The organism is uncultured Phenylobacterium sp. (genome assembly GCF_902826855.1).
GTDB lineage: Bacteria > Pseudomonadota > Alphaproteobacteria > Caulobacterales > Caulobacteraceae > Phenylobacterium.
Genome location: NZ_CADEGK010000015.1, coordinates 1 through 24531, shown reverse-complemented (window position 1 = coordinate 24531; position 24531 = coordinate 1). Strand labels below are relative to the sequence as shown.

Genomic DNA, 24531 nt, shown 5'->3' with positions numbered 1-24531 from the left:
CCGACGAATTGCTGAGCTAACCCGCACTGCGCCCAGGGGTTCCGCCGCGCGTTGCGGCCGGTTAGAAGCGGCCACCCAAACTCGACCGACGGACCATGGCCGGACATTCCAAGTTCAAGAATATCATGCACCGCAAGGGCCGCGCGGACTCCGCGCGCTCCAAGCTGTTCTCCAAGCTCTCGCGCGAAATCACCGTGGCGGCCAAGCAGGGTCTGCCCGACCCGGCGATGAACGCCCGGCTGCGCCTGGCAGTGAACAACGCCAAGGGCGAATCCCTGCCCAAGGACGTCATCGAGCGCGCGATCAAGAAGGCGTCCGGCGGCGATGCCGAGGCCTATGAGGAGATCCGCTACGAGGGCTTCGGGCCCGGCGGGGTCGGCGTCATCGTCGAGACGCTCACCGACAACCGCAACCGCACGGCCGCCACCGTGCGCTCCACCTTCACCAAGCAGGGCGGCAACCTGGGGGAGACCGGCTCGGTCTCGTTCATGTGGGACCGGGTCGGCCAGATCGTCTACGGGCCGGAGGCCGGGTCCGAGGACAAGGTCATGGAGGCCGCCATCGAGGCCGGCGCCGAGGACGTGGAATCCGACGAGGACGGCCACACCATCTACACCGCCTTCGACGGGCTGTCGGACGTGGCGGCTGCGCTCGAAGCGGCCCTGGGCCCCGCCAAGTCCACGACGCTGGCCTGGCGGCCTAAGGCGCTCACCCCGATCAGCGGCGATGCGGTGGCGACCCTGATGAAGCTGATCGAGGCGCTCGAGGACGACGACGACATCCAGACCGTCTATTCCAACGCCGACATCTCGGCCGAGGACCTGGAGAAGCTCGAAGGCTGATGGCCAAGCCACCGCCCAAGCCGCCCCGCAAACCGTCGGAAGACCCGCGGGTCACCGACCTGCGCCGCTACCGCAGGGAGCGGGAGGAGGCCGCGAAGCGCAAGCCGAAGCCCAACCCTAAGGCGCAGATGCGCGAGACCTTCCTTGGCGCCAACCCGCGCGCCGGCCTGATCCTGGCGATCCTGGCGGTGGTGATCCTGGCCTATCTCTTCCTGCCGGCCCTGATCGCCCTACTTCGCCCATAGGCGCCGTTACGTCCGCACAGCTATGGTCCCCTCAACCGAGAAGGGGAACGCCTTGAAGACCATTATCAGCCTCGCCGCCGCCGCGGCCGCCATCAGCCTCGCCGGCGCCGCCAGCGCAGCCGACTTCGTCACCATCAATCTGGAGACCAGCGTCAATGCGCCGGCCGCCGAGGCCTGGAAGAAGGTGAGCGGCTACTGCACCATCGGCGCCTGGTTCAAGACCACCTGCGAGATCACCTCGGGCAAGGATGGCGAGGTGGGTGCGGTCCGCGTCATCGCGGGGCGCGTCACCGAAGTGCTCGTGGCCAGCACGCCGTGGTCCTATACCTACAGCCAACCGAAATCGCCGATCGACTATCACGGCACGCTGCAGATCCAGCCCGTCGACGCCAAGTCCTCGAAGCTGGTGTACACGCTGGTGTACGACGCCGCCGCCCTTCCCGACCCGTCCAAGAAGGACGCCGACATCAAGGGCCGCACGGCGCAGTTCACCGGGCTCCTGGCCACCATCAAGGCGGCCGCCGAGGCGAAATAGCCCGCCTCTAGGGCTGCGGCGAGGCGGTTTCCGGCTTGGCGGCCGCCTCGCCCGCCTCGAGGGCCGCCTTGCTGCCAGCGCCCTGCGCGGCCGTAACGGCCGCCGCCTGGCGTGCGCCTTCGTCCTGCACCACCGCGTTGACCTCCGTCTTGGCCCCCTCGCCAGCGCTTGCGCAGCCGTTCAGCAGCAGCGCCGCTGCGATCATGCTCGTCCGCCACATGGCTCGTTTCCTCAAGGTCTCGGGCTGAGCCAATCCCCCGGCGCCGTCCAAGGTTCCGTCCCGGCGGCGGGCAGGCTAAGAACGTCGCCGTCACGGGGAGCGGGAAGACTATGCAGAGACGGAAGGTCGACCGCGCCCAGCGCATGCGGGCCCGCCGGGTCTGGTGGGACCGCCACGGCGCCTTCGTGCGAGGCATCCTGACCGGCACGATGGTCACCGCCATCGGCGCCTGGATCCTGCAGCTGGTGATGTCGCGATAGCCCGCCCCACGCCGCCCGCCAAGGTCACCGAGGCCGCCTACGAGGACTGGGCCCGGGCCGAGGTCGCCGACTGGCGCGCCGCAGTCCTGAAGCCGGCCGGCCGGCTGGAGCGCGCCGCCAAGGGCCTGCAGGGGCGCGTCAATCGCCTGATCCCCGAGAAGGTCCACGCCACGGTCACCGGCGTCATGCAGGGCGTCACCCGAACGATCCTCACCGGCGCCGACCTCACCACCGCCGAGCCCCTGATCGGCGCGTCATTGGCCGAGCGGGACCGGCGCGCGTTGGCCGCCCTCGACGGCTACCGCAAGACCGCCGCGGTCGAAGGCGGAGTCGCAGGCGCCGGCGGATTCTGGCTGGCGCTGGCCGACTTCCCGGCGCTCCTGGTCCTGAAGTTCAAGCTGCTGTTCGATCTCTCGGCGATCTACGGTCACGAGGCCGAGCGGTTCGAGGAGCGGCTCTTCATCCTCAGCCTCTTCCAGCTGGCGTTCTCCGGCGCCGACCACCGCGCGCGGGTCTTCGCGGGGATCGAGAACTGGGACGGCCGCGCGCATCCAGCCGACTTCGAACACTTCGACTGGCGCGCCTATCAGCAAGAGTACCGCGACTACATCGACCTGGCGAAACTGGCCCAGATGATCCCCCTCGTCGGCGCGCCCATCGGGGCGGTGGTCAACTGGCGGCTCCTGGAGCGGCTCGGCGAGACGGCGATGAACGGCTACCGTATGCGCTGGCTGGCGCGTTGACGCACCACGTCGTCGTCCGGGCGGTGCTGCCGACGACGAACCGGAGGAGGAAAGGAGACCACGTGCGAAGCCTTATCCTTGCCAGCCTCGTCATCGCCGGTCCCGCCTTCGCCCAGGGCCGTATTACCGAGGCGGACGTACGCGGCTTCCTGACCCGGCAAGAGGCGGCCTGGAACGCCGGACGACTGGACGCCTACTTCGCCGGCTTCACCCCCGACGCGAGCTTCACCGACCAGGCCTATGTCGGGGACAAGCCCCCCGTGCGGTACGGAACCTCGACGCTGCCCCAGGCCCGCACTCAGGCCCGCAAGTCGCTGCAGGGCGCCAAACCACGCGAGACCGGCCGGATCCTGCGTATCGCCATCGCCGCAGACGGCCGCTCTGCGCGGGTCGACTCCCGGGTCGAGTCCGTCGTCAAGTCGCGCCGGCTGTGCGCTGCGCGCGTCCAGACCCTAATCAGCGCCAAAGGTGGCCTGCGCTCGCGCGGCCAGACGGATACGTTCATCAAATGTCCGAAATAGCCTCCCGCCTCGTCGTCGGCCGTGACGTCCCCTGGGTGACCAGCTGGTCACAGGAGCCGCTGGGCGCGGTCGGCCCCTGTCCGACCGTCGATGGCCAGCTCGCCGCGCTGCAGGCGTGGAAGCCGGGCGTTGGCCAGCCGCTCTATTCGAAGAACCACCTGCGCCGCCAGCGCGACAGCGTGCGGGCCCTCCTCTGTCCCATGTGCGGCGAGACCACCGCCGAGGGCGACCGCTGGAGCCAGACCGGCCGCTTCGTCGCCGCGGGCGCGCTGCGGGGGCGCGGCTTCGCCAAGGCGTTACCCGCCGACCTGGAAGACGACCGCGTGCTGCTCGACTGCGGGTCGATCGCACCGCTGCACCTGCGGTGCGCCGAGGCCTCCCTGAAGCGCTGCCCGCACCTGGGCGGCATGCGCGATCGCGAGCTGAAGGTGTTCCCACAGGCCTGGGTGGTCGTGCCGCTCTATGTCGCCGCCAAGCGGCCGGTCGGCGCACCGCTCTCCGCCGTCAGCTTCCTGCAACTGCTCGGCGTCACCAACAGCCGCGACACCGACTGGCGGGCAAGGGTGGCGACGGGCTATTCTGGCGCCCATGCTCCGCCGCACCCTCCTTGGCCTCTGCGCCGCCCTCGCCGTGACAGCCGCCCAGGCTGAGACTCCGCCCGCTCCCTCCGCGCCGGCGGCCAAGCCCAATCCGCGCGTGAAGATCGAGACGGCCGAGGGCGCCATCGTCGTCGAGCTCTTCGCCGACAAGGCCCCGATCACGGTGGCCAACTACCTGAAGTACGTGGACCGCGGCCTGTTCACCGGCGCGACCTTCTATCGGGCGTCCAAGCCGCCGGGCTACACCGCCGCCGACTACGGCCTGATCCAGGGCGGCCTGCAGAACAACCCGGCCAAGGTGCTGCCGCCGATTGCCCACGAGAGCACGATCAAGACCGGTCTGACCCACAAGACCCAGGGCACGATCTCCATGGGCCGCCACGCCCCCGGCTCGGCCCAGGCGGACTGGTCCATCACGCTCGGCGACATGAGCTATCTCGACGCCGACCCCAAGAATCCCAAGGCCAACCCAGGCTTCGCCGCCTTCGGTCAAGTCGTGGAGGGCCTCGAGGTGGTCCAGAAAATCATCGTCCTGCCCACCGACCCCAACCGGGGTGAGGGCGCGATGAAGGGCGAGATGCTGGTGAAGCCCGTCCGCATCATGCGGGTGAGCCGCGTTCCCGTTGCGCCGCCCGCAACCGCCCCTGCCGCCGCGCCGCCCCCACCGCCCGCGGCCCCGGCGCCCGCGCCATGAGCGAAACCCCCGAAGACGGCTGGAAGCACTCCGGAGTCCGTGTCGTGCCCGGCGATCAGCTCGGCCCGGTCAGCGCGACGACCCCCGGCATGGACCGCGCCGTCGCCATCGACCGCGCCCGTACTGGAGCCCAGAAACTGTGGGCAGGCACAGTCCACATCCACGCCAACGCCAAGACCGGCCCGCACCATCACGGCCCGCTGGAGAGCGTGATCTACGTGGTCTCCGGCCGCGCCCGCATGCGCTGGGGCGAGGCGCTGGAGTTCGTCGCCGAGGCCGGTCCGGGCGACTTCATCTACGTGCCCCCCTACGTGCCGCACCAGGAGATCAACGCCTCCACCGACGAGACCTTGTCCTGTGTCCTGGTGCGCAGCGACTCAGAGGCGGTGGTGGTGAACCTGGAGATCGAGCCTGCCGAGGCCCCCGAGGGCGTGGCGTGGATCGACCCGATCCATAAGTCCTGATCCGCTCAGAACACCACCGCGAAGTAGGTCAGCTCCAGCTTCGAGATCGACTGCTGGAGTTCCTCCAGCTCGATGTTGCGCTGCAGCCGGGCGCGGGCCTGCGCGGTGAGCAGGATCTCGCCGCGGCGGGCGATGTCCTCCCCCAGTTTCGAGGCCTTGTTGACCTCGTCGCCGAACAGGTCGGCGTGCTCCAGCACCATGACGTCGCCGTAGCCGATGCCCGCCGAGGCGTAGAGCTGGCGGTCCTCCGGCTGGGTGTGGTTCAGCTGTTCCAAACCCGCCATGATCTCCAGGGCCGCGCTCAAGGCGTCGTCCACCTCGGGGAACAGGCAGAAGAGGTTATCGCCCTCCGCCTTCACCAGGTCGCCGTTGTGCGCAGAGATGATTGGCTCGGAGAGCCCGCGCATCTTCATGATCATCACCAGGAAGGCGACGATGCCGTGGGCCTGGGTGACGCGCGAGAACCCACTCATGTCCAGCACCAGCACCGCGCGGCGCTGGGTGAAGGCCTGCTGGATCTCCTGCGTGATCGCGGCCTCTTCGGCGGGACGGTTGATGATGCGCAGCAGGAGCGCATCCAGCCGCTGGCCGAGCTTGAAGGCGGCGGGCGCGCCCGGACCCCTTGCCGTCATGAACCTCTCCTTCAGCCCGGGCAACGGGAGCGCGCCCGACGCGCCGGGTCAAGGCGAGGTTGCGCCTACAGGCGTCGGTAGGCCGTCACTTCGGACCCGGCCGCGGATATACGGGCCACAGCCTCGCTCAGAGGCTCTGCCGCGACGGCCATGTGGTGGGCGTTGGCGTGGATAATCCGGCCTTCGCCGAGGCCGATCGCCACGTGACCCTTCCAGAACACCAGGTCGCCGCGGCCGAAGTCGGCGGCGTCGATGGCCGCGCCCAGATCCTGCTGCTGGTCGGTGTCGCGCGGGCAGGCGCGGCCGCAGGCGAACAGAGCCTGCTGCACCAGTCCGGAGCAGTCGAGGCCAAGGCTCTCGCGGCCGCCCCACAGGTAGGGCGCGCCGAGGAAGCGCTCGGCCACGGCCGCCCAGTCGTCGTCGGATGTGCCGATGGCCGCCAGGTGCGCGGCCGCCATCCAGCCGGCGCCGGCGACCTTGGCGAGCTTGCCGTCGAGCGCCTCCACGGTCACCAGGCTGTTGATCGAATAGGGCCCGGAGGCGCGCGATTTGATGGTCGGTTCGGCGAAGGCATAGGTGCGGATCGCGCAGACCCGGTGGGTCGGGAGCGGTCCCGCCGGCCCCAGCGCGGAGGCCTCCACGAAGCCGACATAGCCGTCGCGGGCGGCCTGGCCGAACAGCCACGCGCCTTCCTCCTCCAGGACCTCGAAGCGCTCCCCGAACAGGAGCTGGTCCATCTGTTCCGAATTGGCGTCGGGGCCCGAGCGGATCGACGCCGCGGCGGCCGTGCAGCTCATCGCCTTGGGGTCGAGGTAGACCTCGGCCTCGATCACGCCCTCAAGGCTGACCGCCGCGATGCCGTCGCGCCAGGGGGTGATGCGGGGATCATGCTTCATGCGAAACGCTCGCGGATCATGCGGTAGAGGCCCCGGATCGCCTGGGCCTCGCCGCCGGTGGGGAATCCCGGGCGGCCGCGGGGGTTCCAGGCGAAGATATCGAGATGGACCCATGGGCCCTTCGGCGCAAACCGCTGCAGGAACAGCGCGGCAGTCACCGCGCCAGCCTGGGCCCAACCGTCCGGGTCGTTCTTGATCTCGGCGATATCCGAGTCCAGCGCGTCGGCGTAGCCCTTCCACAGAGGCAGGCGCCACACCGGATCGCCCGCCGCGTGCGCCGCCGCCTCGATCTGTCCGGCCAGCTCCTCGTCGTCGGTGAAGTAGGGTGGCAGCTGCGGGCCCAGCGCCGCGCGCGCCGCGCCGGTCAGCGTCGCCAGGTCGATGGTCAGCACGGGCTCCAGCTCGCTTGCCCGGGTCAGCGCATCGGCCAAGATCAAACGGCCCTCGGCGTCGGTGTTGCCCACTTCGATGGAGATGCCCGCCCGCGAGGCCAGCACGTCGCCCGGCCGCATGGCGTCGCCGGAGATCGCGTTTTCGACGACGGGCAGAAGGACCGCCAGTCGCACTGGCAGCCCGGCGGCCATGATCATCCGGCCGAGCGCCAGGGCGTGGGCCGCGCCGCCCATGTCCTTCTTCATCAGCCGCATGCCGGCTGAGGGCTTGATGTCGAGGCCGCCGGTGTCGAACACAACGCCCTTGCCGACGACGCAGATCAGCGGCTTGTCCGCCTCGCCCCACTGGATTTCGATCATCCGCGGAGCCCGGCCCGGATCGGCGGCGCGGCCGACGGCATGCACGGCGGGGTAGTTGGCCTCCAGCAGGCCCTCGCCCTCCGTCACGGTCATCTGGGCGCCGTACTGTTCGGCGATCTCGCGGGCGATGGCCTCGATCTGGCGCGGGCCCATGTCGTTGGCCGGCGTGTTGATCATGTCGCGGGCCAGGGCGCAGGCGTGCGCAACCTGGCGGGCCTCGGCGATGTCGGCGCCGTCGACGACAAGGCGCGCCCCGCCTCCGCGTTCACCCGAGCCCCTTTTGTAGCGGTCGAAGCGGTAGCTCCCGAGCGCCCAGGCCAACGCGACCCCGTCGGCCGAGATTGCGTCCGGCCTGGTGGCCATGCTGTACACACCGGCCGGCAATTTGGCCGGCAGCATGCGCAGGGCGCCGGGGTGCATTCCGTCGCCCAGGCCGTAGAGCACGCGGGCCAGCCGCCCCTCGGCGTCGGCGATCTGCAGCACCTGGCCGGCCTTGCCCTTGAACTCCGCCGTCTGGGCAAGCGCGGCAGCCAGCGCATCGGACGCCAGCAGCGTGGCGGCATCGGCTTCGGTGAGGGCGTGGATGGGCGTCACCGGCCCGTCCCAGGCGTCGAGGATGACTTCGCTCATGACGGGGACACGCTGGCCCATGTGTGGGGCGCCGGCAACTAGAGGCTCCAGGACCCAAGCCCGAAGGGGCTAAGCGGGAAGGCCGCCAGGACGCCGGCGGCGATCGCGACGCCGTAGGGCACGCCCTCGCCCGGCTCGGCCAGCTTCGACATCCAAGGGGGTCCCCGCAGCGCCACCAGGCGCAGACCCGGCGAGCGCAGGGCCAGCAGCAGCACGGCCAGCACACCGCCGGCCAGGGCGGCGCCGGCGAGGAACGTCATCAGCGCCGGCCAGCCCAGCCACAGGGCCGCGGCGGCCATCAGCTTGGCGTCTCCGCCGCCCAGCCAGCGCAGGGCGAACATCACCATCCCCAGCACAAGGGCCGCCGTCCCGATTGCGAGATGCAGGCCGATGTCGGTGATCGGCATGCCGACCGCCAGGGCGGCCGCCGGGAACAGGACCGCGAGCGCCAGGGAAATCCAGTTGGGGATCCTGAACGAGGTCGCGTCCTTGGCGGCGGCGAACAGCGTCAGGGCCGGGAATGCAAGCGACAGCGCGGTGGCGGCGAGCGGGAACATGGCGGCCATCCTGCACTCGTACGCGTGAACGGAGCGTTGCAGCCAAGCTTGTTATGAAAAAAGCTCCCGGCGTTTCCGCCGGGAGCCCGTTTCAGTCGACCCGTGGGGGTTTTCTGCGCTTACCCGCAAGGGCGCGACGTTCCGTTCGGCTTAGGCGCCGGCAACCGCGTCGCTGATTTCCCCGAACTTGGCTTCCAGGCTGGTGCCAACGAGTTGCAGGGCGCCGACGAGCACGACGGCGATCAGGGCGGCGATCAGGCCATACTCGATGGCGGTGGCGCCGGATTCGTCCTTCAGGAAGCGGGTCATAAACTTCGACATGATTTCTTCTCCAGTTTACGGCGGCCGGCGTGGACCTGATGGCGGTGGTCGGTCGCGTGCTAAGTACAGGCTCCAATCTGCACGATCGCGCTTAATCCTCAGTAAACGTAGGAAGCGTTACTCCAAACTTTCTATGGTTTATAAGTATTCAGGATTTATTTCTGTAAACCATGACGGCGACAGGGCTTCAGATTCCTGTTTGAAATCAACGCACCGCTACTCCGCCACGACCTGACCCCGGCCGGCGCCGCGCACGAAGAAAAGGCCTGTGAGCCCCAGGCCAAGCAACAGGATGATGCTGGCGAACCCGCCTTGCTGGCTCTTGGTGACGGCCGTTCCGAGATTGACCAGGGTCGGCGCCAGCCACGCGGTGGCGACCCCTGACAGCGCAAAGACGCCGAAGAAGGCCCCGGTCTGGCTGGGCGGGGTGAGCCGGATGAGCGCGGTGCGGGAAGAGGAGTACTGCCCCGTGATGAAGATGGCGTTGGTGAAGCCCAGCAGGAGGAAGATCAGGCTGGGCATGGTCGTGAACACCGGCCCATCCCACAGCGGCCCATGGGCGGAGGGGTCGTAGGCCCAGAGGTAGAGGATGCGATCGGGCCGCATGCCGAGGAGGGCCCCCAGCGTCAGCATGGTCATGAAGATCTCGACCTTCAGCGCATTCTTCGGTCCCAGACGCTCATCCAGCCAGCGCCCGACGAAACCGCCGAAGACCGCGACGATGCTGAGGACGATACCGGAGGCGAGAAGCTCCAGCGGGCCCCACCCCATCACGCCCGCGGCCAGCACGCCGAAGAAGAACAGCACCCCGTTCATGCCGTCCACGAACAGCATGCGCGAGAGCAGGTAGACCACGGCGTCGCGGTAGCGGCCGACCGTCCTCAGCATGCCCCACAGGTCGCTTGCGCCCGCCGCGAACGCCTTGACGATCGTGACTCCCGACTTGGGCGCGTCAGGCGTGAACAGAAAGAGCGGCAGCGAGCCCAGCGCCAGGGCGACGGCCGAGAGGATCGCCACCACCCGTTCCGGCTCGTGGCTGGCCGGGTCCAGGCCGAACAGCGGGCTGGCCGGCACGAACGCCCAGTCCACCTTGCCCGGCAGGGCGAAGGCCCAGGCGGTGAAGCCCAGCGCGAGCACGCCGGCGGCGTTGCCGAGGCTGAGCGCCAAGCCAGAGGCCTTGTGTGCGGCCTGCATCCCCGCCGCGCGCACCAGGAGCGAGTTGTGCAGCACCTCGGTGTAGGCGAACAGCACGTTGACGGTCATGGCGATCGTCATCGTTGCGATGATCGACAGGCCCGAGAGGTCCGGCTTGGCCAGCCACAGCGCCGCGATCAGCGGGACCATCAGGATCACCGCGGCCGCCAGCCAGCCCTTCCGGGGCCCCAGCTTGTCCACCGAGGCGCCCAGGAACGGCGCCGTCGCCATGACGATCCAGCCGGCATACTGCTGGAACTGCGCGATCAGCCCCTGGCCCCGGACCGGGTCGCCGACCATCGTCGCCGAGACGTAGGGGATGAAGATGTAGATCGTCATCAGGATGACGTAGGGGTCGCGTCCGCCCTGGAAGCTCGCCCAGGCGATCGCTCCGCGGCTCAGCTTGCCGTCCCCGCCCAGCTCGGCTTCCACGGGCACGTCGGCGGCAGGTTCCGTGGTCACGAGATAGTCCCCTCCTGACCACTCAGTCCGGCGGCCTTGCGCGCCACGTTTAGCGGGCGCCGCCGGGTTGTCGAGGGTCAGGCGAGCAGGCGCTCGTGGATGGCCTCGCGAAGGGCGGGGTCGAGGCCCAGCGCCTGGTCCAGGTAGCCGTCCAGCGATCCATGATTTTCGCGCATCGCCGCGAAGGCTTCGTGCAGGTATTCCGCCTCGACCCGCATGGCGGTCATCAGCGCCTCGTCGTCGGCGACGCGGCCGGTGGCGTCCAGGATCACCTGGCGGATCATCGGCAGGCGGTTGGTCAGCCGTTCGGGGTCGTTGGTCAGCAGGAAGTCGTCCATCACGTCGTCGTCATGGACCCCCGCCACGTGGTGGGTGAGCGCGCAGATGATCCCGGTGCGGTCCTTGCCCGCCGCGCAGTGCACCAGCACCGGCCCGTCGGTTTCCGCCAGCGCGCGGAAGTAGCGGCTGTAGAGATCGATGTGCCGCGTCTGGAACGGCGCCTGGCGGTAGTACTCCAGCATGTACTGCCGAAAGGATTCGACGGTGAGGTCGGAGGTGGTGATGAAGTGCGCCCACTCGTCGAGCGACTCCTGGCCGATGTCGTTCTCGATCACCTGGGCGGAAAAGCCCTCCCAGCGCCGGCTCGGGCTCTTCTCCCGCTCGTTGGATCGGCGCAGGTCGACGATCACCGACAGGTTCAGCGTCGCGAGCCGGGTCAGGTCGGTGTCGGTCGCCATGGCCTGGTTGGCCGAGCGGTACAGCAGTCCGGGTTTCAGCCGCCGTTCGCCGGCGGCGTAGTCCCCAAAGTCACGAAAATTGTCGATGGCGTCGAAGCGGATGTGGCGGGTCATGCCCGCTTCCTAGCCGGAACTCGCGACGACTTCGAGACGGAAGATGGTCACCGGAACGGCGGCTCGTCGAAGCTGCGGAGTTTGCGCGAGTGCAGGCGCGCGCCCTCCTCGCGGAGCAGGTTGATGGCCTCCAGGCCGATCTGCAGGTGCTGGGCGATGGCGCGGTCGTAGAAGGCGTTGGCCTGGCCTGGCAGCTTTATCTCGCCGTGCAGCGGCTTGTCCGACACGCACAGCAAGGTCCCGTAGGGCACCCGGAAGCGGTAGCCCTGGGCGGCGATGGTGGCGCTCTCCATGTCAATGCAGACGGCTCGGCTCTGATTGAACCGCAGCGCGCTGGATGAATACTTCAGCTCCCAGTTCCGATCGTCGGTGGAGACGACCGTGCCGGTCCGCAGCCGGCGCTTCAGCACCTCGCCGGTTTCGCCGGTCACCCGCTCGGCGGCGGTGTTGAGCGCCACCTGCACCTCGGCCAGCGGCGGAATCGGGATTTCCGGCGGCAACACCTTGTCCAGCACGTGGTCGTCGCGAAGGTAGGCGTGGGCCAACACGTAGTCGCCGATCCTCTGGCTGCCCCGCAGGCCGCCGCAGTGGCCGATCATCAGCCACGCCTGGGGCCGCATCACCGCCAGGTGGTCGCAGATGGTCTTGGCGTTGGAAGGCCCGACCCCGATGTTCACCAGCGTGATCCCGGATCGGCCGGGCGCCATCAGGTGGTAGGCCGGCATCTGGTGCTTGCGCCAAGTTCCCGCGGCCACCGCGGCCTCCGGGTTCTCGGTGTCGGCGGTGACGTAGACCTGGCCGGCCGCCGACAGGGCGGTGTAGCGCCCGCCGGCCTTCAACTGCTCGCACCCCCAGCTGACGAACTCGTCGACGTAGCGGTGGTAGTTGGTGAACAGAATGAACTGCTGGCAGTGCTCGGCCGGCGTTCCGGAATAGTGCGACAGCCGAGCCAGCGAAAAGTCGGTGCGCAGGCCGTCGAACAGCGCCAACGGTCGCGGCTCGTCGTCCAGGCCGATCCAGCCGCCGTCGGCGATCTCATCGCCGATGAAGGCCAGCTCCGTGGTCGGGAAGTGGCGCGCGATCTCTACCGAGGACACGTCGGCCATCGCCAGGTCGGCCGCATCCAGAACGTATGGAAACGGGATCTCCTGGTTCGAGCGCCCCACCTCCAGCTGGATCTCGAAGTCCTGCTGCAGCAGCGACAGCTGCTCGATCAGGTAGTCGCGGTAGAGCTCTGGTCGCGTCACCGTCACCGCATATCGGCCGGGCGCGGGGATGCGCGCGTACGCGCGCGAGATGCGCGGAAAGGTCCCGCCGGCCGGCCAGGTCAGGCGCAGCTCCGGATACACATAGGCCCCGCCGCGGCGGACGCCGGCGTCCGGGGGGCCGCCGCCGGCCAGGAAGGTCTTCAGGGCGGTCCGCAGCGATTCGACGCTGTGGCGGTACTCAGTCTCGAGCCGATCGACGATGCCGGCGGCTTCTGTCGTTTTCATTCGCCGCCTTATAGCTCCGGTCCATGACGCTTGCGACTCCACCCGCGGGTCCGACCGCGCTGGACGCCGCAGGGCATAGCGGCGACAAAGGCGGCCCAGCTTTGCCGAGGTGCGTATGAACCGCCTTTTCACATACCTTGTCGTGGGCGCCATGCTGCTGGGCGTGGCGGTCGGCTGGGCGGTCAACGTGAGCCTCCCCGCCGACAGCGCCAAGGAGATCGCCTCCAACCTCTCGATCGTCACCGACCTGTTCCTGCGCCTGATCAAGATGATCATCGCGCCGCTGGTGTTCACCACCCTGGTGGCGGGCATCGCGCACATGGGTGACGCCTCTGAGGTGGGCCGAGTGGGCGTGAAGACCATCGGCTGGTTCATCCTGGCCTCGCTGGTCTCGCTGACCATCGGCCTGCTGATGGTGCACATCATCCAGCCGGGCGCGGGCCTGCAGCTCACGATCCCCACGGCGGAGCCCGGAGCGGCGGTCGTCGACACCGCCAAGTTCACGCTGCGCGACTTCATCACCCACCTCGTGCCGTCCTCGATCGTGGACGCTATGGCGAGGAACGAGATTCTGCAGATCGTGGTGTTCTCGGTGCTGGTCGGCACCGCCGTCTCAGCCATCGACGACAAGGCGCCGGCGGTGCTGAACCTGGTCGAGCAGGGCGCGGCCATCATGCTGAAGGTGACCGGCTATGTGATGAAGACCGCGCCGCTGGCGATCTTCGCCGCCCTGGCCGCCAGTATCTCGACCCAGGGGATCGATGTCCTCTTCACCTACGGCAAGTTCGTCGGCGGCTTCTATCTGTCGCTGACCCTCCTGTGGGGCCTGCTGATCCTTGTCGCGGTCGTCATCGTCGGACCTCGCGCGATCAAGCTGATCGCCGCGATCCGGGCCCCGGCCCTGTTGGCGTTCTCCACGGCCTCCTCAGAAGCGGCCTACCCACGCACCCTTGAAGAGCTTCAGAAGTGGGGCATCTCGCGCAAGGTGGCGAGCTTCGTCCTGCCGTTGGGCTACTCGTTCAACCTCGACGGCTCGATGATGTACTGCACCTTCGCGACCCTCTTCATCGCCCAGGTCTACGGCATCGAGCTGACCGTGGCCCAGCAGGTCACCATGCTTCTGCTGCTGATGATCACGTCCAAGGGTATGGCCGGAGTGCCGCGGGCCTCACTCGTGGTCATCGCCGCCACCCTGACCTTCTTCGACCTGCCCGAGGCGGGCCTGCTGCTGATCCTGGCCGTGGACCACCTGCTCGACATGGGTCGCTCGGCGACCAACGTGGTCGGCAACTCGGTGGCCGCCGCCGTGGTGGCCAAGTGGGAAAACCAGATCGAGGAACCCGCCGCCGAACCCGCGCCGGCGTAGGCTTCCCCGCCCAGCGAGGCGCGAAGAAGGGGCGGAGGGGGCCGCCAATCCTAACGCCGGCTAACTGTATCGCTTAACTCGGTCTTCGCCTCGTCTGAGCAATGTGCCGGGCTATGCCGCCCCTCTCCACCAGCCTTTCGGAACTGGCCGCACGCGTCGCCGAGCTCGAAGCCGAGCGCGAGATGACGCTAAGACTGGCGCAGACCGACTCCCTGACCGGCCTGGTGAACCGCGGCGCCTTCACCGGAAGCCTGTGCGAGCGCCTGGAGGCGGCCCGCGCCGCGGGGACCTCGGTGGCGCTGTTCATCATCGACCTGGACCGGTTCAAGAACCTCAACGACACCCTGGGCCATCACGCCGGCGACATGCTGCTGGCCGAGCTCGGCCAGCGTCTGCTCGACGAGGCCGGACCCGGCGAGATGGCCGCGCGGCTCGGCGGCGACGAGTTCGCCCTGGTCACGCAGGACGCCGATCCCGCCGCCCGCGCGGAGCGGCTGGTGGCGATCCTCAGCCAGCCCCAGGTGATCTACGGCCGCGCCGTCTCCCCCGCCGGCTCGGTCGGCGTGGCGGTTTTCCCACGCGACGCCGGCGACGCGGCCGACCTGCAGCGCCACGCTGACCAGGCGCTCTACCGCGCCAAGTCGGGCGGCGGCCGCCGCTGGCAGGCCTTCGATGAGGCGTTGCGGCTGGAAGGCATCCACCGCCGCACCCTCGAGGACGAGCTGCGCCGCGCCATCCCGGCCGGCGAGCTGGCGCCGTGGTACCAGCCGATCGTCGATTCCATGACCGGCCGGATGGTCGGCGTCGAAGTTCTGGTGCGCTGGAACCACCCAGAGCAGGGCCTGCTCGCCCCCGGCGTCTTCGTGCCGATGGCAGAAGAGCTTGGCCTGATCCGCGCCATCGACGAGGCGGTCTTCGAGGCCGCCTGCGCCCAGACCGCCCCCTGGGTGGCCGACGGCCTGATCGAGGTGGTGTCGGTCAACGTCAGCCCGCGCGACCTCCTGGACCCCGCCTTCTCACGCAAACTGATCGGCCGCCTGGGCAAGACGGCGCTCCCGGCCACCGCGCTGACGGTCGAGATCACCGAGACCTTCCTGCTGCAGGACATGGCGCTGGCGCGCCGCCACATCGAGCGGTTGGCCGCGAAGGGCGTGAACGTCGCCCTCGACGACTTCGGGACCGGCTATTCCAACCTTCGCGCCCTGATGCACCTGCCGATCCAGACGGTGAAACTGGACCGTTCGCTGATCGATGACGTCGGCCGCGACGCCCGGGTGTCCAAGCTGGTCGCCTCCATGCTGCATGCCGCCCGTTCACTGGGTGTCCGGATCATCGCCGAGGGCGTCGAGCACGAGGCCCAGGCCCTGTTCCTGCGGTCAGCCGGGTGCGATCGCATGCAAGGCTATTTCTTCGCCCGCCCAATGCCTGGCGAAGCCATGGAAGCGATGCTGCGAGAGGCCGTGAATCCCTCACCGGCCCGCCTGGCGGCAGCCAGCTAAGCCCCAAGGCAAGCTGCGCCATTCGCCTCTAATCGGCCGTGTTTGCCGCGCCTCTGGGTTGAGTCCGACGGGAATGCGGCACGGATCAGGCCACGATCACAAGGACATGAACTCAACTTCCGCGGCTTGGAGCTGCATCCGGCCGCAGAAGCACGCCGTTCCCCTTGTAGAGGCGCCCTGCGCGCGAAAGTCCGGTCCCATGCACACATTCATGCGCACCCTCGAGATCGACGCCCCGGCGAATGAGGTCTGGCGCGTGCTCACCACCCCGGAACTGGTGCGCGAGTGGGCTGCGGTCTATCTCGAGGGCATCCAGATCCGCACGTCGTTCCGCGAGGGCGAAGCTGTGACCTGGAAGACCCAGAGCGGGGAACCGCGCTCCTGGGGTACGGTGGCGGCCTGTCGTCGCGACCGCCTCCTCAGGTTCGAATACGACTGCGATCCGCGCGGCGCCTCTTCCGAAACCTTCGAAATCAGCGAGTTGGACCACAAGACCCGGCTCCAGCTCACCACAGGCGCGCTGGACAGGGACCACTTCGAGGCCCTCAAGCGCCCCACTCAGCAGGTCATCGAGGAGATCAAGAGCCTCGCCGAGGAATCTGCCCAGATCCACGGGGTCCGCTAGGAACCCCTCCTGTCGCCGAGCGCAACGGGCCGACGGTAGATAGATGCGGAGCTAACCGCCCCGCGAGCGTGAGTGCAGCAGGTCACTCCAGCGCCAGGCGTTTGCGCCCATCACCACCCGCGCCGAGCCCGGGCCGTCGCTCATCGAGATCGCCACCAGGCCGCGCACGGGCTCGGCGCGGCAGGCTTCCGGCGCGAAGGCCACGTGCCACATGATCGACTCGCGCACCGCTGCCAGGCCCGCCCCTTCCTCAGCCCCGTGCCGCACCCAGGAGCCGTTCCAGACTCGGATCGCCTTGCCGGAGTTGCTCCTGGCGAGCGCCGCCTGCACCGATCGGTCCTTGCGCAGCTTGCCCTCGAGCCAGCGGGCCATATTGCAGGTGCGCCCCGCCCCGCCTCCGCCGGACCCTGCGGTCTGCGCGCCGGCGAGTTCGGCGTCGCTGACGTCGGACTCTCCCGACGACGGCTTGCCGGCGATCGCCAGGATCGGGGCGACGGTCGGCGGCGCACGCACGGGCCGGGCGAGCCGGCGCGGCGGCGGCTTCGCCGGCATCGGCTCGGGCGCCTTGGCCGCCGGTTTTGGCGGCGCGGGGTCCGGCTCCGGTTGTGGCGGCGGAGGCGGCGGGTCGGGCGGCGGCGGCGGCGGCGGTGTGTAGAGCACCACCTGGATCGGGGGATCCTCCTCGCGCGCCGGCGGGTCGGGCTGGGCGCCGAGGAGGGCCAGCACGGCGAGCACGTGGCCCGCCAAGCTGCCCGCCGCGACGAGGCCGCGGCGCCGCTTCGCCAATAGGCGCCGAGCCTGGTTCACAGCGATTGCCGGTGTCACAAGGCGGGGGCGAGCGACGCCGCCCGCCCTTCTACGTCAGGACGATCAGGACCACGCGGCGGTTCTGCGCCCGCCCGTCCCGGTCTTCATTCGGCGCTACCGGCGCATCGGGTCCATACGAGATGGTGCCGACCCGGTTCAGGGCCACGCCGTGCTGGTTCAGGTAGCGGCGCACCGCTTCCGCCCGTTCCTCACCCAGCTTGTAGTTGAAATCCTTGGGGCCGGTGATGTCGGTGTGGCCCTGGACCTCGACGTAGACGTTGCGGTTCTCGCTCTTCAGCTTCTCGACGAAGGCGTCCAGACGGGCCGTGGCTTCGGGCGAGAGCTCCGCCTTGCCGGTCTCGAACTTCATGCTGTCGTCGCTCAGCACCTCAGAGAAGAGGAACTTGCCCTCCGCCAGCTTCCCGGCGGCGGTGGCGCGATCGAGCGCATCCTTGGCCGTGCCCGACACCGCGGCGACCTCGGTGTTGGTGGCGTCCACGCGCGAGCCGACGATGGCCGCCTGCTCACGCACAAACTTCTTGGTGGCGCAGCCTCCTAGGCCCGTCGCCAATACGATCGCCCCGGCGATCAAAACACTCGACCCACGCAACATCATTTCCCAAGCTCCTCCGTCCGGTTGTTTCCCCCCCGGCTGAAAGCGACTGAGATCCTCAATCGAGCCCGAAAGCGGCGCTTTTCTGTTCCCGAAAACGGCGCTTTTCCGGCGAAGCGTGACTATGGAAGGTCAGCGCCACCGCTCCAGGAAGGCGAAGGTCGCGGCGTTGAAGGCGTCGTTCCGGTCGCCGGCGACCATGTGATCGGCCCCGGCGATGTCGGCGAACTGCGCGTGTGGCGCGAGCGCCAGGAAGTCCGCCACCCCCTCCGGCGAGAGCACGTCGCTCATCCTGCCGCGCACCAGCAGCGTGGGGACGGTCAGGCTCCGGGCCGCCTCACGCAATGTCTCGGCGTCCCTGGGCCCGCGGCCGGTGAGCATCCGGGGGTCCCAATGCCAGTGGTAGCGGCCGTCGTCGCGCAGCCGCAGGTTCTTCATCAGACCGCTGGGATCCTTGGGCCGCGGGCGGTGGGGCAGGTAGGCGGCGACGGCGTCGGCGGCCTCCTCCACGCTGGCGAACCCGTTCGGCGCGCTGCGCATGAAGGCCTGGATGCGCGCCGAGCCCGCCGGCTCGATCTGCGGCGCCACGTCGACCAGCACCAGGCCGGCCAGCGGACCGCCCGCAGCGGCGTAGGTCAGCGCCGTCAGCCCGCCCAGCGAGGCGCCCACGACGAATGGCGTGCTGTCCAGCGCGTCGGCCATGGTGCGCAGATCGGCGGCTTGGGCCTGGAGCGTGTAGTCGCCGTCGGCGGCCCAGCCGGAGTCGCCGTGGCCGCGGAGGTCGGCGGAGAACATCCGGAACCCCCGCCGCGCACCCTCCAGCGCCGCGCCGCCCCAGGCGCCGCGGGTCTGGCCCCCGCCGTGCAGCAGGATCACCGGCGTCCCGTCCTCCGGACCCGCCTCGTCAGCGACGATCTCGATACCGGCGCCGGCGAAACGGCGGATGCGAAGGGCGGGGGCGGCGACGTTCATGAGCGGAATTTGGCAAGGTGACGCTGCGATAGGCGAGCCCGCCTTGCTTCCGCCGCGCCCACGGTCCAGCCTGGCGCCATGTTCGTGACCGCTCTCGCCCTGCTCGCGGCGACCGCTGCGCCGGCGACTCCGGCCCGGCCGCCGACAGAGGTGTCCGCGGTGACCGTCTATCCGCCGACCCCGCCGCCGAACCTCGTCGCCAGCTACCCGGCGGCCGGCGGAGCGGTTGCGCCCGGCGTGGTCGTGCTCAAACTCACCTTCGACCAGAAGATGCTGCAGACCGGCTTCGACCTCTCCGCGGTGGAGGGCGCCGAGCCGCCACCGTGCCTGAAGACGCCGCGCCTACTGGACGATGGCCAGACCTTCGTCCTCCTGTGCACCCTGCGCGCCGGAAAGGCTTACGCCCTGGCGCTCAACGCACGGCCCGCCGCCGAGGCGCGGAACTTCGGCTTCGCCAACGTCTACGAGCGGCGCGCCACGCCGACCTCGCTCGCCTTCACCACCACCCGCGACGATCCGATCCGCAACCTGGACGCCGCGATGAAGCTCCAGGGGCTCACCGCCCTCGAAGTTCCCGTTCAGGAAGACCCCATAACCGCCCAACGTACGGACGCTGTGCAGCCCTGATCACGGCATCCTCGACGCAAAGAGGTTCCCGCGAGGATCGTCGGTGGCGCCACGCCTCACGGGAGGTATGCTTCCCGGCAGGATGAGAACACGACCTGAAGATGTGATGGGCGACGGAGTCGTCGAGGTCGAGGAAGCCTCGCCGCCGCCCGACTTCAATCCGTTGCAGCTGGATCTGCAGCTGTGCTTCACGCTCTATTCCGCGAGCAATCTGGTCACGCGCCTCTACAGGCAGCTGTTGGAGCCGCTCGGGCTGACCTATTCGCAATACCTCGCCATGCTCGTCCTGTGGGAGCGCGCGCCCCAGACCATGGGCGACATCTCCCGCCGGCTGCGCCTGGATTCCGGGACCCTCGCGCCCCTGTTCGGCCGGCTCGAGTCGCGTGGCCTGGTGCGTAGGACGCGCGACGCCGACGACGAGCGCCGCGTGCTGGTGGACCTGACGCCGGAGGGCGAGGCGCTGCGCACCCGGGCGATGGCGGTGCCGGCTGGAGCCTACGGCCAGCTGCCGCTTCCGCACGAAGACCTGGTGAGGCTGAAGACGGACCTGCAAAGGCTGGTTGACGGCCTGTCGTAGACCGCTGGTCTCAGCGCCGGATCGGTGCGGAAGCGGCTGCGCCGGCTCACATGGGAGGGGCAGAGCCGCCTTCCCCGACCGTGACGGCGTTGGTGACGAGCGCGCCGCCGGGACCCGGCCCAGCGATGAGGAAGACGGGGACGCCCTTCTTGACCTGCTGGCGCTGGCCGTCGGCGATCTGCACGATGGGAATGTTGCGGGACACGGTGACCTTCCGGCGTCCGTTGCCGTAATCCACTTCCAGCTCGCGGCCCCCCCTCGCGACGGTGATGTTTCCCACGGTGCCATTGGTCATCATCGCGCCCTTCCGCTTGTCCCAGGCATAGTGTCCCTGGCCGATCTTCACGCCGGGCGGGAAGACGTGGACTTCAAGCGAACGGCCTCGGCCGTCGGCCCGCGGCATCTCGGTCGAGCCGATGAAGCTCCCTGGCTTGATCTCGGCCGCCGTGATCGGCCGCGTGACGGCCACGCGCCAATCCTTGGTGAGCGCCACCGTCACGGGCTGCCCGCCCTTCGGCTTCACGGAAATCTGCTCCGGACGAACATCGGTGATCACCCCGCGGATTATCTGCGGCGCCTGGGCGGCGGCCGGGAATGCGGCGCCCAGCAGGAGGGCTCCGACCGCGATTGCAAGGGACTTCATGCTCGTTGGCTCCAGTTATATTGTGCACGATATAATGAGAGACGAACGTTGCAAGCTTGTTTCGCTCGCCGGGTCGGGGCGCCGAGGCGCTTCTGCGTCCCTTGCCGCGCGCGCCGCACGCGCGCACTGTTCGGCTTCAAGCCCGGGAGCCACACATGGCCGACGACGCCAGCCAGATCATCCAATCCGCCCGCGAGCGCGCCTATGCCACGCCGCTGGACCAGTTCCACGTCGCTGACGTCGGCCACTTCACCAGCGACACCTACGCCCCTTGGTTCGAGCGGCTGCGCGCTGAGGATCCCGTGCACTACTGCCCGGCCAGCGAGTACGGGCCCTACTGGTCGGTCACCAAGTTCCAGGACATCGTCGCCGTCGATTCCAACCACGAGGCGTTCTCCTCGTCGTCGGAACTGGGCGGCATCACGATCATGGACGCCATCGAGCCCAACGAGCGCTCCAGCTTCATCGGCCTCGACCCGCCCGCCCACGACGCTCAGCGCCGCGTCGTCACGCCGATGTTCTCCACGCCCGGGATCGCCAATCTCGAGCCGCTGATCCGCTCGCGCGCCGCCGCAATCCTCGACGAATTGCCCGTCGGCGAGACCTTCGACTTCGTGGACAAGGTCTCCGTTGAGCTCACCAGCCAGATGCTGGCCACCCTGTTCGACTTCCCCTTCGAGGAGCGCCGCCTGCTGCCGGAGGCGTCCGACATGATCCTCGCCCGCCCCGCCGACGACGACCCCAGGACCCTGGAAGAGCGCCAGGCTGCCTTCATGCCCTTCGTCCAGAAGTTCGTGGAGCTCTGGGAGGCGCGCAAGGACAAGCCCGGCAGCGTCGACCTGCTCTCCCTCCTGGCCGGCGACCCGGTCACCCGCAAGGACGAGCTCCCCTTCGGCTACATTGGCAACGTGGTGCTCCTCACCGTGGCCGGCAGCGACACCACCCGCCACTCGATCACCGGCGCCCTCATGGCCTTCCAGGACTATCCCGAGGCCTACGACCGCCTGCGCGCCGACCCGGCCCTGCTCGACTCGGCCGTGCCCGAGATCATCCGCTGGCAGAGCCCTGTGGCCCACATGCGCCGCACCGCCACCCGCGACATCGAACTGGGCGGCAAGCGGATCCGCAAGGGCGACAAGGTGGTCATGTGGTACGTCTCCGGCAACCGCGACGGCGACGTCATCCCCGACCCCGACCGCTTCATCATCGACCGCGAGCGCCCGCGCCAGCACGTGGCCTTCGGCTTCGGCATCCACCGCTGCGTCGGCAACCGCCTGGCCGAGATGCAGCTGAAGGTGGTCTGGGAAGAGATCCTCAAGCGCTTCAAGCGCATCGAGGTCGTCGGTGCGCCGAGGCGCCTCAACTCCAACTTCGTGAAGGGCTACGAAGCGTTACCTGTGCGGATCGTCGCGTAGCCTCGCCGAAGCCGAGCGGGTGGAAGCTGATCCAGACCCTAATTCGTGGGCCGGGTCTCGATCTTGACGATGCGCCACTTCCGCTGCTCGGCCGTGGACCCAGGCACGCCGTTGACGCGATGCAGCGTGGCCTCGCCCTTTTCGTGGACCTCCGCCCCGGTCTTCAGCCGGCCGTAGATCACCACCGGCGCCGTGACATAGAGCGAGCCTGCGGCGCCCTCGATCGCGCTCGGGCCGCCGATCTGGGCGTCATACTGCGCATAGCGGTCGAAGCTCGCCGCGAAGGCGGCCGCGGTTGGCTGACCGGAAGCCTTGCCGCCACCGCTCCACAGCTTCCAGGCCTCGGCATAGGCCTTCTGGCCGATATGGGCGTAGTAGGTCTGGACTACGTTCGCAGCGCCCTGGGCGCTGTCGTCGGTGAAGGGCGCCTCGGAAATCGGCGTGCGATCGTCGGGCAATCCGCCGGGGGTTCCAGGCGCCGGCGGATCGACCATCGGGAACTCAGCGGGGCCTGCGGCGGGCGGCGTCGTCGTGACCGGAGTGTCCTTGACGGGCGGCTCCGCAGGCGGCGAGCGGTCGCAGGCGCAGAGCGCGACGACCGCAAGAAGGGACAGCAGGCAGGGTCTCATCCTGCCGCAACGCATGGGCTCTGAAATGGTCACGCGCTTCGCCCAGCCGGTGTGAGGGGTTGACTTGGGCGCCCTCGGCTTGAAGAAACCCCGCCACCGAGAACGTCCCAGGGAGTCTTCGCCTCATGACCGTCCGTGTCGCCATCAACGGTTTCGGCCGCATCGGTCGTCTGGTGCTGCGTTCCATCGTCGAGCATGGCCGCAAGGACATCGAGGTGGTGGCGATCAACGACCTCGGCCCGGTGGAGACCAACGCCCACCTCCTGCGCTACGACAGCGTCCATGGTCGTTTTCCGGCCGAGGTAAAGGTCGTCGGCGACACGATCGAGGTGGCGGGCTACCCGGCGATCAAGGTCACCGCGATCCGCGACCCCAAGGAACTGCCGCACAAGGCTCTCGGCGTCGACATCGCGCTGGAGTGCACTGGCCTCTTTACGGCCAAGGACAAGGCGAGCGCCCACCTGGACGCTGGCGCCAAGCGGGTGATCATCTCGGCGCCGGGGGACAACGTCGACAAGACCATCGTCTACGGCGTGAACCACGACACGCTGACCAAGGACGACCTGATCATCTCCAACGCGTCCTGCACCACCAACTGCCTGGCTCCGGTGGCAAAGGTGCTGCAGGAACTGTGCGGGATCGAGCGTGGCTACATGACCACGATCCATTCCTACACCGGCGACCAGCCGACCTTGGACACCATGCACAAGGACCTGTACCGCGCCCGCGCCGCGGCCATGTCGATGATCCCCACCTCCACCGGCGCGGCCAAGGCGCTGGGGCTGGTGATCCCGGCGCTGGCCGGCAAGCTGGACGGCTCGTCCATCCGCGTGCCGACGCCCAACGTCTCGGTGGTGGACCTGAACTTCGTGCCGGGCCGCAAGGTCACGGTGGATGAGATCAACGCCGCCATGGAAGCCGCGGCGAACGGCGCCCTGAAGGGCGTGCTGGCGGTGACCAGGGAACCCCTGGTCTCCTCGGACTTCAATCACAACCCAGCCTCCTCGACAGTCGCGCTGCCGCAGACCCAGATGGTCGACGGCGGCCTCGGGCGGGTGCTCAGCTGGTACGATAACGAGTGGGGCTTCTCGACCCGGATGAGCGACACCGCCGTCCACATGGGCAAGCTGATCTAGACGGTCACAGTATGCGCTTCCGCACCCTCGACGACGCCGATCTCCAGGGCCGGCGCGCCCTGGTGCGGGTGGACCTGAACGTGCCCATGGAGGACGGGAAGGTCAGCGACGACACCCGCCTGCAGGCCGCCAAGCCGACGGTCGACAAGCTGCGCGCCGGCGGGGCCAAGGTGATCCTGCTGGCCCACTTCGACCGGCCGAAGGGCAAGGTGGTGCCGTCGATGAGCCTGGCGCCCATCGTCGAGCCGCTGGCCAAGGTGCTGGGCGCGCACGTTGCCTTTGCCGAAGACTGCGTGGGCCCGAAGGCCCGAGAGGCCGTGAATGCGCTGGAGCCCGGCGGCGTGCTGTTGCTGGAGAACGTCCGCTTTCACGCCGGCGAGGAGGAGAACGAGGCGAAGTTCGCCGACGAGCTAGCGGCCAACGGCGACCTGTTCGTCAACGACGCCTTTTCCGCCGCCCACCGCGCGCACGCCTCAACAGTCGGCATCGCGCGCCGCCTGCCGGCCTATGCGGGCGAGCAGATGCGCCTGGAGCTGGACGCCCTGGACCGGGCGCTGGGCAATCCGGAGCGGCCGGTGCTCGGCATTGTCGGCGGATCCAAGGTCTCCACCAAGCTCGACCTCCTGAAGCACCTGGTCACCAAGCTGGACAAGCTGGCCATCGGCGGCGGCATGGCCAACACCTTCCTCTATGCGCAGGGCCACGATGTCG

At 69.0% G+C, this 24531-nt stretch carries 30 protein-coding genes; 16 read left to right on the top strand and 14 right to left on the bottom strand.

The genetic code is table 11. The features are described 5' to 3' along the window. Positions 1-95 precede the first annotated feature (95 nt). Genes QZV94_RS04055 through QZV94_RS04045 form a run of 3 tightly spaced genes read left to right on the top strand, consistent with a single transcriptional unit; the run spans position 96 to position 1622 of the window. On the top strand, positions 96-842 hold the full coding sequence (locus tag QZV94_RS04055; protein ID WP_293676524.1) for a YebC/PmpR family DNA-binding transcriptional regulator: 747 nt from the start codon (positions 96-98) through the stop codon (positions 840-842). Next, entirely contained in the window at positions 842-1087 is a 246-nt protein-coding gene (locus QZV94_RS04050) for a hypothetical protein (protein ID WP_293676523.1), read from the top strand. The genes QZV94_RS04055 and QZV94_RS04050 overlap by 1 nt, the downstream gene beginning before the upstream one ends. Positions 1088-1139: 52 nt before the next feature. Continuing rightward, complete coding sequence (locus tag QZV94_RS04045; RefSeq protein ID WP_293676522.1) at positions 1140-1622, top strand: SRPBCC family protein; 483 nt, start codon at positions 1140-1142, stop codon at positions 1620-1622. 7 nt (positions 1623-1629) lie between these two features. On the opposite strand, the gene QZV94_RS04040 is transcribed toward QZV94_RS04045, so the two are convergent. Continuing rightward, on the bottom strand, positions 1630-1842 hold the full coding sequence (locus QZV94_RS04040) for a hypothetical protein (protein ID WP_293676521.1): 213 nt from the start codon (positions 1840-1842) through the stop codon (positions 1630-1632). Between the two features lie 163 nt (positions 1843-2005). Here QZV94_RS04040 and QZV94_RS04035 point away from each other — a divergent pair, with 163 nt between their 5' ends. The 5 genes from QZV94_RS04035 (at position 2006) to QZV94_RS04015 (ending at position 5123) form a co-directional block, all read left to right on the top strand. Next, positions 2006-2845, top strand: a complete 840-nt coding sequence (locus tag QZV94_RS04035) for an EcsC family protein (RefSeq protein WP_293676520.1) — start codon at positions 2006-2008, stop codon at positions 2843-2845. A gap of 62 nt (positions 2846-2907) precedes the next feature. Further along, on the top strand, positions 2908-3366 hold the full coding sequence (locus QZV94_RS04030) for a hypothetical protein (RefSeq protein ID WP_293676519.1): 459 nt from the start codon (positions 2908-2910) through the stop codon (positions 3364-3366). Then, positions 3354-4016: a hypothetical protein gene (locus QZV94_RS04025; RefSeq protein ID WP_293676518.1), complete on the top strand. Its 663-nt coding sequence runs from the start codon at positions 3354-3356 to the stop codon at positions 4014-4016. The genes QZV94_RS04030 and QZV94_RS04025 overlap by 13 nt, the downstream gene beginning before the upstream one ends. Continuing rightward, complete coding sequence (locus tag QZV94_RS04020) at positions 3955-4659, top strand: peptidylprolyl isomerase (protein WP_293676517.1); 705 nt, start codon at positions 3955-3957, stop codon at positions 4657-4659. Before QZV94_RS04025 ends, QZV94_RS04020 begins: the two co-directional genes overlap by 62 nt. Continuing rightward, positions 4656-5123: a cupin domain-containing protein gene (locus QZV94_RS04015; RefSeq protein WP_293676516.1), complete on the top strand. Its 468-nt coding sequence runs from the start codon at positions 4656-4658 to the stop codon at positions 5121-5123. Before QZV94_RS04020 ends, QZV94_RS04015 begins: the two co-directional genes overlap by 4 nt. 5 nt (positions 5124-5128) lie before the next feature. On the opposite strand, the gene QZV94_RS04010 is transcribed toward QZV94_RS04015, so the two are convergent. The 8 genes from QZV94_RS04010 to QZV94_RS03975 form a co-directional block, all read right to left on the bottom strand. Continuing rightward, positions 5129-5755, bottom strand: coding sequence for an adenylate/guanylate cyclase domain-containing protein (locus tag QZV94_RS04010; protein ID WP_293676515.1), 627 nt, complete (start codon positions 5753-5755; stop codon positions 5129-5131). Positions 5756-5820: 65 nt separating this feature from the next. After that, entirely contained in the window at positions 5821-6651 is an 831-nt protein-coding gene (locus tag QZV94_RS04005) for an NlpC/P60 family protein (RefSeq protein ID WP_293676514.1), read from the bottom strand. Continuing rightward, positions 6648-8033, bottom strand: a complete 1386-nt coding sequence (locus QZV94_RS04000) for a M17 family metallopeptidase (RefSeq protein WP_293676513.1) — start codon at positions 8031-8033, stop codon at positions 6648-6650. The genes QZV94_RS04005 and QZV94_RS04000 overlap by 4 nt, the downstream gene beginning before the upstream one ends. A 38-nt stretch (positions 8034-8071) precedes the next feature. Continuing rightward, positions 8072-8590, bottom strand: coding sequence for a prepilin peptidase (locus tag QZV94_RS03995; protein WP_293676512.1), 519 nt, complete (start codon positions 8588-8590; stop codon positions 8072-8074). A 150-nt stretch (positions 8591-8740) separates the two neighbouring features. Then, positions 8741-8911, bottom strand: coding sequence for a Flp family type IVb pilin (locus QZV94_RS03990; RefSeq protein WP_293676511.1), 171 nt, complete (start codon positions 8909-8911; stop codon positions 8741-8743). A 216-nt stretch (positions 8912-9127) separates the two neighbouring features. Then, the gene (locus QZV94_RS03985; RefSeq protein WP_293676510.1) at positions 9128-10567 is read right to left on the bottom strand and encodes an MFS transporter; all 1440 of its coding nucleotides are present in this window, start codon (positions 10565-10567) and stop codon (positions 9128-9130) included. Between the two features lie 77 nt (positions 10568-10644). Continuing rightward, positions 10645-11418, bottom strand: coding sequence for a tyrosine-protein phosphatase (locus QZV94_RS03980; RefSeq protein ID WP_293676509.1), 774 nt, complete (start codon positions 11416-11418; stop codon positions 10645-10647). A gap of 47 nt (positions 11419-11465) precedes the next feature. Next, positions 11466-12911, bottom strand: coding sequence for an AMP nucleosidase (locus QZV94_RS03975; protein ID WP_293676508.1), 1446 nt, complete (start codon positions 12909-12911; stop codon positions 11466-11468). A 115-nt stretch (positions 12912-13026) separates the two neighbouring features. Here QZV94_RS03975 and QZV94_RS03970 point away from each other — a divergent pair, with 115 nt between their 5' ends. The 3 genes from QZV94_RS03970 (at position 13027) to QZV94_RS03960 (ending at position 16401) form a co-directional block, all read left to right on the top strand. Beyond that, complete coding sequence (locus tag QZV94_RS03970) at positions 13027-14277, top strand: dicarboxylate/amino acid:cation symporter (protein WP_293676507.1); 1251 nt, start codon at positions 13027-13029, stop codon at positions 14275-14277. Positions 14278-14390: 113 nt separating this feature from the next. Further along, complete coding sequence (locus QZV94_RS03965; RefSeq protein ID WP_293676506.1) at positions 14391-15776, top strand: bifunctional diguanylate cyclase/phosphodiesterase; 1386 nt, start codon at positions 14391-14393, stop codon at positions 15774-15776. Between the two features lie 199 nt (positions 15777-15975). Beyond that, positions 15976-16401: an SRPBCC domain-containing protein gene (locus QZV94_RS03960; protein ID WP_293676505.1), complete on the top strand. Its 426-nt coding sequence runs from the start codon at positions 15976-15978 to the stop codon at positions 16399-16401. A 51-nt stretch (positions 16402-16452) separates the two neighbouring features. Here the strand turns inward: QZV94_RS03960 and QZV94_RS03955 are convergent, their stop codons facing one another. The 3 genes from QZV94_RS03955 to QZV94_RS03945 form a co-directional block, all read right to left on the bottom strand. Beyond that, complete coding sequence (locus QZV94_RS03955) at positions 16453-17187, bottom strand: hypothetical protein (protein ID WP_293676504.1); 735 nt, start codon at positions 17185-17187, stop codon at positions 16453-16455. 70 nt (positions 17188-17257) lie between these two features. Next, complete coding sequence (locus QZV94_RS03950; protein ID WP_293676503.1) at positions 17258-17824, bottom strand: OmpA family protein; 567 nt, start codon at positions 17822-17824, stop codon at positions 17258-17260. Between the two features lie 129 nt (positions 17825-17953). Next, positions 17954-18793, bottom strand: coding sequence for an alpha/beta hydrolase (locus tag QZV94_RS03945; RefSeq protein WP_293676502.1), 840 nt, complete (start codon positions 18791-18793; stop codon positions 17954-17956). A gap of 78 nt (positions 18794-18871) precedes the next feature. Between QZV94_RS03945 and QZV94_RS03940 the strand changes: the two genes are divergently transcribed. Further along, a complete protein-coding gene (locus QZV94_RS03940) occupies positions 18872-19420 on the top strand; it encodes a hypothetical protein (protein ID WP_293676501.1) in 549 nt (182 codons plus the stop codon). Positions 19421-19526: 106 nt separating this feature from the next. Then, positions 19527-19997, top strand: a complete 471-nt coding sequence (locus QZV94_RS03935; protein ID WP_293676500.1) for a MarR family winged helix-turn-helix transcriptional regulator — start codon at positions 19527-19529, stop codon at positions 19995-19997. A 46-nt stretch (positions 19998-20043) separates the two neighbouring features. Here the strand turns inward: QZV94_RS03935 and QZV94_RS03930 are convergent, their stop codons facing one another. Continuing rightward, positions 20044-20640 (bottom strand): hypothetical protein, encoded by a 597-nt coding sequence (locus QZV94_RS03930; protein ID WP_293676499.1) that lies wholly within the window; start codon positions 20638-20640, stop codon positions 20044-20046. Positions 20641-20795: 155 nt separating this feature from the next. Between QZV94_RS03930 and QZV94_RS03925 the strand changes: the two genes are divergently transcribed. Next, positions 20796-22055 (top strand): cytochrome P450, encoded by a 1260-nt coding sequence (locus QZV94_RS03925; protein WP_293676498.1) that lies wholly within the window; start codon positions 20796-20798, stop codon positions 22053-22055. Between the two features lie 38 nt (positions 22056-22093). Here the strand turns inward: QZV94_RS03925 and QZV94_RS03920 are convergent, their stop codons facing one another. Next, positions 22094-22684 (bottom strand): hypothetical protein, encoded by a 591-nt coding sequence (locus tag QZV94_RS03920; RefSeq protein WP_293676497.1) that lies wholly within the window; start codon positions 22682-22684, stop codon positions 22094-22096. 125 nt (positions 22685-22809) lie between these two features. On the opposite strand from QZV94_RS03920, the gene gap reads away from it, so the two are divergent. Both gap and pgk read left to right on the top strand, forming a co-directional pair. After that, positions 22810-23820 carry a type I glyceraldehyde-3-phosphate dehydrogenase gene (gap, locus tag QZV94_RS03915; RefSeq protein ID WP_293676496.1) on the top strand — a complete coding sequence of 337 codons (1011 nt, stop codon included), beginning with the start codon at positions 22810-22812 and terminating at the stop codon, positions 23818-23820. Between the two features lie 11 nt (positions 23821-23831). Next, positions 23832-24531: phosphoglycerate kinase (pgk, locus tag QZV94_RS03910; RefSeq protein ID WP_293676495.1), on the top strand; the 700-nt coding region annotated here is incomplete at its 3' end.

Bases quoted from the DNA above. Each gene is read 5' to 3' on its own strand.
- QZV94_RS04055 (WP_293676524.1), top strand. From the start codon at position 96: ATGGCCGGACATTCCAAGTTCAAGAATATCATGCACCGCAAGGGCCGC.
- QZV94_RS04050 (WP_293676523.1), top strand. From the start codon at position 842: ATGGCCAAGCCACCGCCCAAGCCGCCCCGCAAACCGTCGGAAGACCCG.
- QZV94_RS04040 (WP_293676521.1), bottom strand. From the start codon at position 1,842: ATGTGGCGGACGAGCATGATCGCAGCGGCGCTGCTGCTGAACGGCTGC.
- QZV94_RS04025 (WP_293676518.1), top strand. From the start codon at position 3,354: ATGTCCGAAATAGCCTCCCGCCTCGTCGTCGGCCGTGACGTCCCCTGG.
- QZV94_RS04020 (WP_293676517.1), top strand. From the start codon at position 3,955: ATGCTCCGCCGCACCCTCCTTGGCCTCTGCGCCGCCCTCGCCGTGACA.
- QZV94_RS04015 (WP_293676516.1), top strand. From the start codon at position 4,656: ATGAGCGAAACCCCCGAAGACGGCTGGAAGCACTCCGGAGTCCGTGTC.
- QZV94_RS04010 (WP_293676515.1), bottom strand. From the start codon at position 5,755: ATGACGGCAAGGGGTCCGGGCGCGCCCGCCGCCTTCAAGCTCGGCCAG.
- QZV94_RS04005 (WP_293676514.1), bottom strand. From the start codon at position 6,651: ATGAAGCATGATCCCCGCATCACCCCCTGGCGCGACGGCATCGCGGCG.
- QZV94_RS04000 (WP_293676513.1), bottom strand. From the start codon at position 8,033: ATGAGCGAAGTCATCCTCGACGCCTGGGACGGGCCGGTGACGCCCATC.
- QZV94_RS03995 (WP_293676512.1), bottom strand. From the start codon at position 8,590: ATGTTCCCGCTCGCCGCCACCGCGCTGTCGCTTGCATTCCCGGCCCTG.
- QZV94_RS03990 (WP_293676511.1), bottom strand. From the start codon at position 8,911: ATGTCGAAGTTTATGACCCGCTTCCTGAAGGACGAATCCGGCGCCACC.
- QZV94_RS03980 (WP_293676509.1), bottom strand. From the start codon at position 11,418: ATGACCCGCCACATCCGCTTCGACGCCATCGACAATTTTCGTGACTTT.
- QZV94_RS03975 (WP_293676508.1), bottom strand. From the start codon at position 12,911: ATGAAAACGACAGAAGCCGCCGGCATCGTCGATCGGCTCGAGACTGAG.
- QZV94_RS03970 (WP_293676507.1), top strand. From the start codon at position 13,027: ATGAACCGCCTTTTCACATACCTTGTCGTGGGCGCCATGCTGCTGGGC.
- QZV94_RS03965 (WP_293676506.1), top strand. From the start codon at position 14,391: ATGCCGCCCCTCTCCACCAGCCTTTCGGAACTGGCCGCACGCGTCGCC.
- QZV94_RS03960 (WP_293676505.1), top strand. From the start codon at position 15,976: ATGCACACATTCATGCGCACCCTCGAGATCGACGCCCCGGCGAATGAG.
- QZV94_RS03950 (WP_293676503.1), bottom strand. From the start codon at position 17,824: ATGATGTTGCGTGGGTCGAGTGTTTTGATCGCCGGGGCGATCGTATTG.
- QZV94_RS03945 (WP_293676502.1), bottom strand. From the start codon at position 18,793: ATGAACGTCGCCGCCCCCGCCCTTCGCATCCGCCGTTTCGCCGGCGCC.
- QZV94_RS03940 (WP_293676501.1), top strand. From the start codon at position 18,872: ATGTTCGTGACCGCTCTCGCCCTGCTCGCGGCGACCGCTGCGCCGGCG.
- QZV94_RS03935 (WP_293676500.1), top strand. From the start codon at position 19,527: ATGGGCGACGGAGTCGTCGAGGTCGAGGAAGCCTCGCCGCCGCCCGAC.
- QZV94_RS03930 (WP_293676499.1), bottom strand. From the start codon at position 20,640: ATGAAGTCCCTTGCAATCGCGGTCGGAGCCCTCCTGCTGGGCGCCGCA.
- QZV94_RS03925 (WP_293676498.1), top strand. From the start codon at position 20,796: ATGGCCGACGACGCCAGCCAGATCATCCAATCCGCCCGCGAGCGCGCC.
- QZV94_RS03920 (WP_293676497.1), bottom strand. From the start codon at position 22,684: ATGAGACCCTGCCTGCTGTCCCTTCTTGCGGTCGTCGCGCTCTGCGCC.
- gap (WP_293676496.1), top strand. From the start codon at position 22,810: ATGACCGTCCGTGTCGCCATCAACGGTTTCGGCCGCATCGGTCGTCTG.